Source organism: Flavobacterium sp. CS20 (assembly GCF_018080005.1).
Classification (GTDB): domain Bacteria; phylum Bacteroidota; class Bacteroidia; order Flavobacteriales; family Flavobacteriaceae; genus Psychroflexus.
This window is the reverse complement of the sequence record NZ_CP073015.1, coordinates 2,191,197-2,203,326: the sequence shown is the minus strand read 5'-3', so window position 1 is coordinate 2,203,326 and position 12,130 is coordinate 2,191,197. Positions and strand designations below refer to the sequence as shown.

The 12,130-nt window shown below is 34.4% G+C and carries 14 protein-coding genes; 9 read left to right on the top strand and 5 right to left on the bottom strand.

From position 1 onward, the window contains the following. Nucleotides 1-52 precede the first annotated feature (52 nt). Nucleotides 53-808, bottom strand: a complete 756-nt coding sequence (locus IGB25_RS10370) for an enoyl-CoA hydratase/isomerase family protein (RefSeq protein ID WP_211064945.1) — start codon at nt 806-808, stop codon at nt 53-55. 148 nt (nt 809-956) lie between these two features. After that, a complete protein-coding gene (locus IGB25_RS10365) occupies nt 957-1,376 on the bottom strand; it encodes a nucleoside-diphosphate kinase (RefSeq protein WP_211064944.1) in 420 nt (139 codons plus the stop codon). A gap of 352 nt (nt 1,377-1,728) precedes the next feature. On the opposite strand from IGB25_RS10365, the gene IGB25_RS10360 reads away from it, so the two are divergent. The 3 genes from IGB25_RS10360 to IGB25_RS10350 all read left to right on the top strand — a co-directional run bounded on the left by IGB25_RS10360 (nt 1,729) and on the right by IGB25_RS10350 (nt 5,840). After that, the gene (locus IGB25_RS10360) at nt 1,729-2,709 is read left to right on the top strand and encodes a ribonucleotide-diphosphate reductase subunit beta (RefSeq protein WP_211064943.1); all 981 of its coding nucleotides are present in this window, start codon (nt 1,729-1,731) and stop codon (nt 2,707-2,709) included. A 180-nt stretch (nt 2,710-2,889) separates the two neighbouring features. After that, the gene (locus IGB25_RS10355) at nt 2,890-3,261 is read left to right on the top strand and encodes a four helix bundle protein (protein WP_211064942.1); all 372 of its coding nucleotides are present in this window, start codon (nt 2,890-2,892) and stop codon (nt 3,259-3,261) included. A 110-nt stretch (nt 3,262-3,371) separates the two neighbouring features. Beyond that, entirely contained in the window at nt 3,372-5,840 is a 2,469-nt protein-coding gene (locus IGB25_RS10350) for a ribonucleoside-diphosphate reductase subunit alpha (RefSeq protein ID WP_211064941.1), read from the top strand. A 40-nt stretch (nt 5,841-5,880) separates the two neighbouring features. Here IGB25_RS10350 and IGB25_RS10345 read toward each other — a convergent pair whose 3' ends face one another. The 3 genes from IGB25_RS10345 to surE are packed head-to-tail and all read right to left on the bottom strand — an operon-like array spanning nt 5,881 to nt 7,418. After that, nucleotides 5,881-6,369, bottom strand: coding sequence for a thioesterase family protein (locus IGB25_RS10345; protein ID WP_211064940.1), 489 nt, complete (start codon nt 6,367-6,369; stop codon nt 5,881-5,883). Continuing rightward, a complete protein-coding gene (locus tag IGB25_RS10340; RefSeq protein WP_211064939.1) occupies nt 6,347-6,649 on the bottom strand; it encodes a hypothetical protein in 303 nt (100 codons plus the stop codon). Before IGB25_RS10340 ends, IGB25_RS10345 begins: the two co-directional genes overlap by 23 nt. After that, nucleotides 6,639-7,418 (bottom strand): 5'/3'-nucleotidase SurE, encoded by a 780-nt coding sequence (gene surE / locus IGB25_RS10335; protein ID WP_211064938.1) that lies wholly within the window; start codon nt 7,416-7,418, stop codon nt 6,639-6,641. Before surE ends, IGB25_RS10340 begins: the two co-directional genes overlap by 11 nt. A 155-nt stretch (nt 7,419-7,573) precedes the next feature. On the opposite strand from surE, the gene IGB25_RS10330 reads away from it, so the two are divergent. The 6 genes from IGB25_RS10330 to IGB25_RS10305 all read left to right on the top strand — a co-directional run bounded on the left by IGB25_RS10330 (nt 7,574) and on the right by IGB25_RS10305 (nt 12,010). After that, nucleotides 7,574-8,308 carry a hypothetical protein gene (locus IGB25_RS10330; protein WP_211064937.1) on the top strand — a complete coding sequence of 245 codons (735 nt, stop codon included), beginning with the start codon at nt 7,574-7,576 and terminating at the stop codon, nt 8,306-8,308. Continuing rightward, a complete protein-coding gene (locus IGB25_RS10325; protein WP_211064936.1) occupies nt 8,248-9,453 on the top strand; it encodes a S8 family serine peptidase in 1,206 nt (401 codons plus the stop codon). Before IGB25_RS10330 ends, IGB25_RS10325 begins: the two co-directional genes overlap by 61 nt. Before the next feature lie 76 nt (nt 9,454-9,529). Continuing rightward, nucleotides 9,530-9,970, top strand: coding sequence for a hypothetical protein (locus IGB25_RS10320; protein WP_211064935.1), 441 nt, complete (start codon nt 9,530-9,532; stop codon nt 9,968-9,970). A 248-nt stretch (nt 9,971-10,218) separates the two neighbouring features. Further along, nucleotides 10,219-10,566 (top strand): T9SS type A sorting domain-containing protein, encoded by a 348-nt coding sequence (locus IGB25_RS10315; RefSeq protein WP_211064934.1) that lies wholly within the window; start codon nt 10,219-10,221, stop codon nt 10,564-10,566. 12 nt (nt 10,567-10,578) lie between these two features. Next, entirely contained in the window at nt 10,579-11,277 is a 699-nt protein-coding gene (locus IGB25_RS10310; protein ID WP_211064933.1) for a T9SS type A sorting domain-containing protein, read from the top strand. Nucleotides 11,278-11,308: 31 nt separating this feature from the next. After that, nucleotides 11,309-12,010 (top strand): T9SS type A sorting domain-containing protein, encoded by a 702-nt coding sequence (locus IGB25_RS10305; RefSeq protein WP_211064932.1) that lies wholly within the window; start codon nt 11,309-11,311, stop codon nt 12,008-12,010. Nucleotides 12,011-12,130 lie beyond the last annotated feature (120 nt).

Below are 12,130 nucleotides of genomic sequence, written 5' to 3'. Positions count from 1 at the left end.
TTAAAATTTTTTATTTCAGTTTTATTTTATGCTAAAGGCTAAAAGCTAATAGCTATTTCCGATAGGAACTTAACTTCTCCTTCGTAAACTTACTCAACACCAATCGCCCACTGATTTCTGCGCGTTTCATCAAAAGCTTGTCCCAATCTTCGGTGCCACGCCAAAACATTTGTTTCATATGTTTAACGGCTTCAGGATTGTAAGCACAAAGCTGTTGAGCTAAAGCATCTACAGCTTCGTCAAGGGCTTCGGTTGTATCAAATACATCAGCGTAAAGGCCTTTTTGTTTAGCCCATTCTGGACTAAAAAACGTATTGGCATCTATAGCAATTTGAGACATACTACTGACTCCAATTTTGCGTTCAACGGCTGGACCAACCACAAATGGACCGATGCCCAAATTAAGTTCGCTAAGTTTTATCGCTGCATATTGGGTGGCTAAGCAATAATCCATTGCAGAAGCTAGACCAACGCCACCGCCAACAGTTTTACCTTGCACACGACCAATGATAAACTTTGGACATTTTCGCATAGCATTAATCACATTGGCAAACCCGCTAAAAAACCGTTTGCCTGTGGCTTCATCTTCTATCGAGATAAGCTCTTTAAAACTAGCACCAGCACAAAACGTCCGATTACCACCAGATTTTAAAACAATAACCAAAACCTCATCATTTTGACCTAGCTCAGTGATGGTTTCAGCTAATTTTGAAAGAATATCACTTGGTAAAGAATTATGAGCAGGATGAAAAAATTCTATTGTTCCAATATGTTGATTAACACTGTGTTTTACATAAGGTTCAGTCATATACTAAAGTTTAAATTCGCAAACGTTTTCGAGAAAACTCAAAATTAATTAATGTTACTGTGTTAGGCAAGTATTTATAAAAACCTTAAACAAAAAAAAATACCCAAACATAAATACATTTGGGCATCATTAAGAAGTAAAACCTTTGCTAAAACATCTCGCGTCCAGAAAAATGAAATGCACTTTCTATTTGTGCATTATCATCACTATCACTACCGTGAATAGCATTGGCACTAATAGATTCAGCATATTTTTTTCTTATCGTGCCTTCTGCGACTTCATCAGGATTGGTAGCACCGATAAGTGCTCTGAAATCTTCAACAGCATTATCTTTTTCAAGAATAGCGACTACAATCCGACCACCAGTCATATATTCTACCAACTCACCAAAAAACGGGCGTTCTTTATGAATAGCATAAAATGTTTCGGCATCTTCTGTAGTCATTTGGGTTTGTTTCATGGCTACAATTCTAAATCCAGCCTCCGAAATCTGATGCAAAATTGCTCCCGTATAACCTTTTTTAACCGCATCGGGTTTTATCATAGTAAATGTGCGTTGTCCAGACATAATATTTATTTAAAAATTTTTACAAAGTTAAATAAAGCCAATAATCTATTTAAAAAAAATCAAGTTATTATTTTACAGGACTGACACTAACTGTCAAAATAGTTTTTTTAAGAAAACAATAAAAATCATGCATAACTATTAAACCCTTAAAAATACAACGAAAACAGTTAACGAAACATAATATAATACTGATATTCAGAATTTTAAATAACTTCTTCACAATCAGCTGACTTAGCTAAATGTTGAAAACTTGTTGAAAACCTTAGATGCATTTTACATATAAAACTCGATTTATTTTAGATATTTGTTGGTGCTGAAATAATTAAAATTTAACATATAAAACTCATAAATCATGGCGCAAGTAGAACCGATTTTGCAAGAAAACAAAGACCGTTTTGTCGTATTTCCTATCAAACACCACGATATTTGGGAATGGTATAAAAAATGTGAAGCGAGTTTTTGGACAGCAGAAGAAATCGACTTGCACCAAGATATTTCTGATTGGCAAAGCAAACTCAACGCTGATGAACAATATTTTATCAAACATATTTTAGCCTTTTTTGCCGCTTCTGATGGTATTGTGAATGAAAACTTGGCTGAAAATTTCGTCAATGAAGTTCAATACACCGAAGCTAAATTTTTCTATGGTTTTCAAATCATGATGGAGAACATCCATTCAGAAACTTATTCTTTGCTCATTGATACTTACGTCAAAGATGAAGCTGAAAAAGATAAACTATTTAAAGCGATTGAAAATTTTCCCGCCATTAAGAAAAAAGCCGATTGGGCATTGAAATGGATTGAAAGCCCAAGTTTTGCAGAGCGTTTAATCGCCTTTGCAGCGGTTGAAGGGATTTTCTTTTCGGGTGCGTTTTGCTCGATTTTTTGGCTTAAAAAACGCGGATTAATGCCAGGCTTGACTTTTTCCAACGAATTGATTTCAAGAGACGAAGGCGTGCATTGTGATTTCGCTGTTCATCTGCATAACAATCACTTGGTTAATAAAGTTTCTAAAGAACGGATTAAAGAAATTATTATAGATGCTTTAGATATTGAGCGTGAATTTATTACTGAATCTTTACCCGCAAGCTTAATAGGAATGAATTCTAAATTGATGACACAATATTTAGAATTTGTAACTGACCGTCTCTTGGTAGAATTGGAGTGTGAAAAGGTTTATAACGTGTCTAATCCATTTGATTTTATGGATATGATAAACCTTCAAGGTAAAACCAACTTTTTTGAAAAACGCGTTGGCGAATATCAAAAAGCTGGTGTGATGTCTAAAGACAAAGAAAAAGACAACAAGATTAGTTTTGATGAGGAGTTTTAGTTTTTCTTAAATCAATGCTGAGGATGCTATGGACGCCATAGTTACTGTAGATGCTACGGTCACTTTGGATGCTATTGTTAATAAGAAACAATAGAAACAATAGTAACAACAGAAGCCATAGAAACAACAGAAGCCATAGAAACAACAGAAGAAGCAATGTTAACTTAAAACCAAAAAAAAATGAGCTACAGAAAACTCGAAATTTGCCAAAAAGCAAGAGACTTGAGTGTTGAAATACACAAAATGACCCTGCAATTACCCAAGTTTGAAATTTATGAGGAAGGTAGCCAAATCAGACGATCTATGAAATCTGTAAGGTCTAACATAGTTGAAGGTTATGGCAGAAGGCGATATAAAAATGATTACATACGATTTATCATATACGCTTTATCATCTAATGACGAAACTGTAGATTACCTAGAAACTTTATTTGAAACAGGTTCTTTAAAAGACAATGTTTTGTATGAAAACCTACATGAACGTATTCAAAGATTAGGTATAAAAATTAATAATTTCTTACAAGTGATTGAAAAAGATAACAAAAAATTCTAATCAATTTATACCATAGAAACCATAGAGACAATAGGAACCATAGAAACCATAGGAACCATAGAGACCATAGGAACCATAGAACCCATTAATCTAATAAAACCCATTTTACCATGTATGTCATAAAAAGAAACGGACAAAAAGAACCTGTAATGTTTGATAAAATTACAGCTCGTATCAAAAAACTCTGCTACGGCTTGAGCCCACTTGTTGAACCGACTAAAGTTGCTATGCGTGTCATTGAAGGCTTATACGATGGCGTAACCACAAGTGAACTTGACAACCTTGTCGCCGAAGTAGCCGCAACGATGACCACAACACACCCAGATTATGCTCAACTTGCCGCAAGAGTGTCTGTTTCTAATTTGCATAAAAACACCAAAAAAACCTTTAGTGAGGTTATGACCGATTTATATGAATATGTCAACCCACATACAGTTAAAAAAGCTCCTTTACTTTCAGATGAAGTTTATCAGGTTATTCAAGAGCATAAGGATACATTAGATTCACGTATCATTTACAGCCGTGATTTTAATTATGACTATTTTGGGTTTAAAACTTTAGAGCGTTCTTATCTTTTAAAACTTGATGGTAAAATAGCAGAACGTCCGCAACATATGTTAATGAGGGTTTCTATTGGTATTCATATAGATGATATTGAAGCCGCTTTAGAAACCTATGAGTTGATGTCTAAAAAATATTTTACTCACGCTACACCAACCCTTTTCAATTCAGGAACGCCTAAACCGCAAATGTCTTCTTGTTTTCTTTTGACAACACAAGATGACAGTATTGACGGTATTTACGACACGCTAAAGCAAACCGCCAAAATTTCTCAATCGGCTGGTGGCATAGGCTTATCTATTCACAACATTAGAGCCACAGGTTCTTATATCGCTGGAACTAATGGGACATCAAATGGTATTGTGCCAATGCTTCGCGTATTCAATGATACGGCAAGATATGTTGACCAAGGTGGTGGAAAACGAAAAGGCTCGTTTGCTATCTATATTGAACCTTGGCACGCCGATATTATGAATTTTCTTGATTTAAAGAAAAACCACGGAGCAGAAGAAATGCGTGCCAGAGATTTATTTTATGCCATGTGGATCCCAGATTTGTTTATGAAACGCGTGGAAGAAAATGGCGAATGGACTTTGATGTGTCCTAACGAATGCCCAAATCTTTTTGACAGTCATAGCGAAGAGTTTGAAGCTTTATATGAAAAATACGAAAAAGAAGGACGTGGTCGCAAAACCATCAAAGCACGTGAACTTTGGGAAAAGATTTTAGAATCTCAAATCGAAACGGGTACGCCTTATATGTTGTATAAAGATGCGGCCAATAGAAAATCAAATCAAAAGAATTTGGGAACCATTCGTTCGTCAAACTTATGTACTGAAATTATTGAATACACCAGTCCAGACGAAGTGGCCGTTTGTAATTTAGCTTCTATCGCGTTGCCAATGTTTGTAAAAGACGGCGAATTTGACCATAAAGAATTATATAAAATCACCAAACGCGTTATCAAAAACTTGAATAAAGTTATAGATAGAAATTACTATCCAGTCAAAGAAGCTAAAAATTCAAATATGCGTCACAGACCAGTTGGTTTGGGTATTCAAGGTTTGGCTGATGCATTTATTTTGCTTAGACTGCCATTTACTTCTGATAAAGCTAAAAAGCTCAACCAAGAAATATTTGAAACTTTATATTTTGCCTCAGTTGAAGCTTCCATGGAATTGGCAAAAATTGAAGGGCCATATTCTTCCTATGAAGGTTCGCCAATCAGTCAAGGTGAGTTTCAATATAACCTATGGGGCTTAAAAGATGAAGATTTAAGCGGTCGTTGGAATTGGAAAGAACTCAGAGAGCGAGTCAAAGAAAACGGCGTCAGAAATTCATTGCTTTTAGCACCAATGCCAACAGCTTCAACGTCTCAAATACTTGGTAACAACGAGGCTTTTGAGCCTTATACTTCAAATATTTATACCCGTAGAGTACTTTCAGGTGAATTTATTGTTGTTAATAAACATTTGCTCAAAGATTTAGTTAACAGAGATTTGTGGACAGATGAAGTCAAAGATGCTATTATGCGAGCTAATGGTTCAGTACAAAACATCGATATTATTCCAGATGACATCAAAGAACTTTACAAAACGGTTTGGGAAATGTCTATGAAAGATATCATTGATATGAGTCGTCAGCGTGGTTATTTTATTGATCAATCGCAGTCGCTCAATCTCTTTATGGAAGGTGCAACTTTAGCTAAATTAACTTCTATGCATTTTTATGCGTGGAAAAGTGGCTTAAAAACAGGTATGTATTACTTGAGAACCAAATCAGCAGTTGATGCCATTAAGTTTACCTTGTCTAAAGAAAAGAAAACACAAGACTTACCTAAAGAACAAGTCACTGAAAAAGTTGCTGAAACCAACGCAGAAAAGTTGAAGCAACACGAATCTAAAAACAAAAATGTCATAGCTCCAGATAATTCATCATTATCACCCGAAGAGCTAAAAGCTTTAATTCAGCAATCTAAAGCCTCAGAAGGTGACGACTGCTTGATGTGTGGCTCATGACTTTAAATACATTTTTAATCAAAAAAAAGCATATTGTGTGTTATGATATGCTTTTTTTATCTTTTGGATATACCTTAAATTTACGTGTATCTTCTTGAGTAAGAGTTTTAAAATCTGTGGTTTTGCTGAGTTTATTTAATGGATTGAGAAGGTGATTTGGAAGAGCAACAAGTTTTCGAGTTTTCAAGTCAATCCATGCACCGAGTATTTCGCAACGAGCACAGTTTTTGCCCTTATCATTATATAAGTCATGTTGAAATTCAAAAAACATTCCATCTTTAGATAGACCTTTCAATTTTAAAGTGATTTCTATTTTATCCTCGGGACGAATTTCTTTGAAATAGTAAATATGTTCATAAAACACTACAGGACCAAGATTATGTTTGACTAATTCATCTTGACTAAAACCATTTTCAAATAAAAAAGCCATTCGGGTATGACTCATCATATTTTGATAGGCAGAATTAGCCAAATGCCGATTAGCATCTAAATCACTCCACCTAACTTCAAAGGATTTGGTATAATTCATTTGATTTTAAAATTAAAATTAGAACAGCCATTAAAATACTAAACAATAAAACACCTCGTGCTCTATAAATTTTGTTTTTTTTAATATAAACAAAAAAAGGTAAAAAATTGGCAACTGCACCAATAGCTATCAAACCGCCGAGGAAATGATCACGATACGCATAATTTATAGCATAAATCAAATCATAATTGGTAAAAATTGCTATATAAATATACATCCCAGCAACATTGCAAATCAAGCCTAACAATATGCCAATAAATATTTCTTTTTTAACGTTCATACCCAAGATCCTTAATAGATTTCATTGTTTGATAGGCGGTTAAATCAAATTGAACAGGAACAACAGAGACATAACCTTTACTCAAAGCCCATTCATCAGTATCTTTGCCAGCATCTTCATTAACAAACTCTCCTGTCAACCAATAATAATCACGACCTTGAGGAGTTTGTCTTTTGTCATATTTTTCTTCCCAATGTGCTTTTGCTTGTCGGCAAATTTTTATGCCCTTGATATTTTTAGCTTTTAGTTTCGGAAAGTTTACATTTAAAACCGTTCCCTGAGGCAGATCATTTTGAAGTACATAATTTGTAATTTTTTTGACAAATTCTGTCGTTGGTTCAAAATCGGCATCCATAGCATAATCTAATAAAGAAAAACCTATAGCTGGTATGCCTTCTGTACCAGCTTCTACGGCGGCACTCATAGTACCAGAATAAATAACGTTGATAGAAGAATTAGAACCGTGATTGATCCCACTGACACACAAATCAGGTTTGCGTTTAAGTATTTCTTGAGTGGCTATTTTTACACAATCAACTGGCGTACCCGAGCAACTGTATTCTTCGTAGCTATCACCATCTACTTTTATTTTATCACAATATAAATTGTCGGTTATGGTAATGGCATGACCCATCCCACTTTGTGGACTATCCGGTGCAACGACGACAACCTCTCCAAATTCCTTCATGATTTTAATCAAATGCCGAATGCCTGGAGCAGTAACGCCATCATCATTTGTCACCAGAATAAGTGGTTTTTCTGAACCCATAAGTCAATTTTTGTGCGAAATTAATTTAAATTTTAGACTTTGAAAACTTTAAGCTATTCGTTATTGCAAGAAATCAAACTCAAATTTAGAATTTTATGCTAATTTAACTTGGATATTTATAATTTTTTGTTAAATTTGAAAGTAAATAATTTATTATGACCCACAGACCCACAGACCCACAGAACTTTAGACACTATTTGGCATTAGTGTTTATAGTTATGATTAATCTGACATTATATGCCCAAGATACCTTACCAACTGTTCAATATTATTATGTAGAGGAAAAAGCACCAGATTTGTTAAAACCCACTTCTAAAAACAGATTAGCGGATCATTCTTTAGATTTAAGTTTTTCAAACTCTAACCTTCAAACCTTTTTTAATTCTAAAACCGTTTATGTTTACAAAAAAGCTTTTCCTGGGGCTATAAACAAACGTTTACAAAACATGTATCTTGTAGGCTTTGATGATTTTAATTTGGTTAATCCATTGCGAAGCTTAAATGAAATTGTTTATTCAGATTATATTGGAGATTTAGAATATGAAAATCTCAGTGTCCCACCGGCAGATTATGAAAGTATTGCAAATATCCCTACACAATATGTCGCCGGAAACCCAGCATCGGGTTTGCCTAATGAACACTTAGATTTGGTTAATGCTAAACAAGCCTGGAACATTACAACAGGTGATCCCAATGTCGTCATTGGGATTGTAGATGGACCATTCTACCCTAATCATCCTGATTTAATTAACAAAATTTTACAACATTACGGCTCTGTTTGGAATCCAACGCCTGGTGTTGATCATCAGCATGGTACAAAAGTAGCAGGTTGTCTGCCGATACTAATAATTTTGACGATCAAGGTAATCCTATTGGTATTGCATCCATAGGTTATAATACTTCTTTGATTACATCAAATAGATTTAATGGACCAACACCTACATTTCCCCACCCATTCGATAATGCATCTACATTAACTCAAAGAATGTTATTTCTAGTTCAGCAACATCCTGAAATTAGAGTTTTAACTCATAGTATTAAAGAAAGTTGTTCTTATATTGATGCCAATGCTTTGGTGTATGAAGAAATTTGGGTGAATTATGACGTAACTGTTATAACAGTCGCCGGAAATGGAAATTGGAAAAATAGTTGTCCAGACGGTGATGGGGGAGATCAAGGTTATGTCTATCCTGCCTCTTATGATCATGTGATATCAGTTGGGGCTGTTGGACATCATTATAAATGCAGACCAATAAACGCTAATGGAAATGGAGTTGGTTGGAAAGATTCACATCAGTTTATTTCTGGCAATACTTACTATACCTTTACACATAATGATAGAGTAGATATTGTTGCCCCTGGTTATGGGATCCCTACAACAGACGAAGACGATAAATACAGTACCGGATTTGGAACGTCCTTTTCTGGTCCTTTTGTATGTGGTATTGTCGCTCTTATGTATGCGGTACATCCTAACATTACACCGGATGAAGTCAGGCAAATTCTTCGAGACACGGCTGATGATATTTATCATATCCCGGAAAACCAACAATATATTGGGGAATTAGGTACAGGTCGTGTAAATGCTTATGCGGCAGTAAGAACCGCAGAATGTATGGCTAACCCCGTTTCAGGAGTAGATTTAATAACACTAAACTCCGATGATGATTTTGGTGATGAACCGGATAACAACACCAATATTATATGGGAAAGTGATGATATATGGGTGAGAAACACCCAAGATCCAGACAGGCTATATGCAGATTGTCATGAAGATTTGTACTATATAGATGAAAATACACCTGTATATGTATATGTAAGAGTAACAAACGATGGTCGCACGACATCTTCTGGAAACGATGTGTTAAAATTATATTGGGCTAAAGGTGGGTTAAATCAAACTTGGTCGACCGTATGGGAAGGTGATAATAATCCTCAACCTGCACCTAACGGAACACCTGGCTTATATGATGTTGGTAACCAAGTAGGAGGAATTACTGGTGGCAAAATAATACCAGCTCTTAAGACAAAGTGAAAGCACAATTATAGAATTTGAGTGGTTTCCTGAAAATCCTGAAGATTATGAAAATGCAGGTTTTGAAAATCCTTGGATGTTTTGTTTTTTAAGTAGAATACTGTCAGATGACGACGAATTATTACCAACTGATGAAGGTCCTAATGTCGCTAATAATGCAAGGAACAAAAATAATATTGCCTATAAAAACACAACGGTAATTAATGTGAGTAGTAAACCAAGCAAAGGTATTATTTTTGCAGGTAATTTAGGCGGAGAAACACCTCTGCAGTCTGATATACAGTTTTTTACAAACAATACCTACGATGATAATATTTGGCAGGAAGCAGAAATTTATGCTGAACTAAACCAAAGTTTATGGGAGGCTTGGCAAGGTTCCGGAGCACAGCAACAGAATGTTAGAATCGCCAACCAAACAGAAAGACGATTGTTATTGACTGGAAATAATGCTAGCTTAAACAATATCAATTTCGACCCTGAAGAATATGGAACTTTAACTATGAGTGTTAATTTTTAATTAGGGAAGTCGAAAATTTTGAAGGGTATAATCTTCATTTAAGGCAAACAGAAAGCAATTCGGGCGACGAGTTAGGAGGATTTTCTTACACCTTTACTAGAAATAATGACCGGCAGGAGTTTATCGCAGAAAATGAAACAGAAATTGAAGACGACAATACAAGAACAATACGAGCTACAAACATTAACGAATCTGCAACCTACAATTGGTATGATGCCGATGGTAATCTCATTTACAGTGGTAATGAATTGTCGGTAAATACTGCTGTTGCAAAAGAGTACAAACTGGAGGTTATAGCTGATAGTGATGGGCATAAGGATTATAAAACTATTGTTACAGAAGATATTAGAGAAATTAAAAGCATCAGCCCAAATCCTGCTAATCATGAGACAACCATAAAATATCTTATAGATGAGGGAGATACTGCGGTAATCATGCTTACCCATACCACTAATGGCACCTATTTTAACTATGTTTTAAACAGCAACGCTGATAGTATTACTATTGATTTACAAAACCTAAGCACAGGGCAGTATATCGTTAATCTAATCGCTGGCAGTTTGGTGTTAGACTCAAAAAATTTAATTGTAAACTAAAATCTTAGAATTATGAAAACAATACTTTTTATTTTTAGTTTTTTCAATTTAAGTCTATTGGTGGACCAAGTCCCACCTCTTGAAAACCACACTTGGAAGCTTGAAAAAATTGTTACGGCGGATTCTACTTTGGTTGTGCCATCATCTGTTTTCTTTTCAGGATTATTTTTTGATACTTTTTATATTTTAGGTAATTGCAGTGATATTGGAGCAGAAACAATATATGACGACAGCAATATGAGCTTTAATGCTGTATTTCCCCAATTAAATTTCCAAACCTGTCCAGATCAACAAGAGTTGATGGATATTGAAGAATTTTTTCAAAATGTATTTTTCTTTATTGACACCAATCAAATGACTACGCATGAACCATTTACGTATGCTTTTACAACAACCACAAATAAAATTTACTTAGATATCACTAATAACGAAGGCAGTGTAGCGACGTTTTATGATGACTTTTTAAGCAGTGAGCAGTTTTTGGAGGATAATATCTCCATTTATCCAAATCCTGTATCAGATGTTCTAAATATAGATTATCATGGTCTTGAAGTAGAAAAGGTGCTTGTTTTTGATATAAATGGTAAAATAGTGTATCAAAATAAGGACTTTTTAAATCAAATATACTTAGGTCAATTAAATGCTGGTGTTTATATCATTCAACTGGATACTTCTCATGGCATATTAAAAAGGAAATTGATAAAACGATAACGTAAAATATCCTTATTGAAAAACTAAAGCCATGAAAACTTTTTTTATCTCTTTATTTCTTAGCCTAATCGGTTTTTGTTATGCCCAAGTTCCACCTCTTGAAAACCACACTTGGAAGCTTGAAAAAATTGTTACGGCGGATTCCACTTTGGTGGTTCCTAACGAAATAACATTTAATGGCATTTTAGAAAATTCGAATTTTTATCAGTTTGGTAATTGTGTATTTGTTGGAGGTAATTTGACTTATGATGATACAAATCAAAGTTTTTTGATTCAGGAGTCATCAATACCTCTTCAGGTATGTCCTGATGAACAGGAACTTATGGATATAGAAGATTTTTTTCAAAATGAATTTTTCTTTGATGTGTTTATGGCTAGCTGGCATGAACCATTTACGTATGCGTTTAGTACAACACCAGATAAAATATACCTCGATATCACCAATAGCGAAGGCAGTATAGCTACGTTTTATGACAATTTTCTAAGCCGGGAGGAGTTTTTGGAAGATAATATTTCCATTTACCCTAACCCTGTTAAAGATATACTCAATATCAGATGCTCTGAAATGATTTTACAACATATCTCAATATTTGATTTGCAAGGAAGAATACTCGTTAATGATAATATCTTAGAAAATAATCAGTTAGATTTGAGTAATCTACCTCTGGGGATTTATGTCTTACAGATAAAAACAAATCAAGGTGTTTCTGTCAAGAAACTAGTGAAGAAATAACTTTTTCTGTATTATACAATATTAAGAATTGATTGTAATTAGACTGTTTAGATTGAATAAAAGATATTTAATTTAAGGTATCTTTTTAGGTTTAAAATTGTAATTTTGAAGATTAAATTA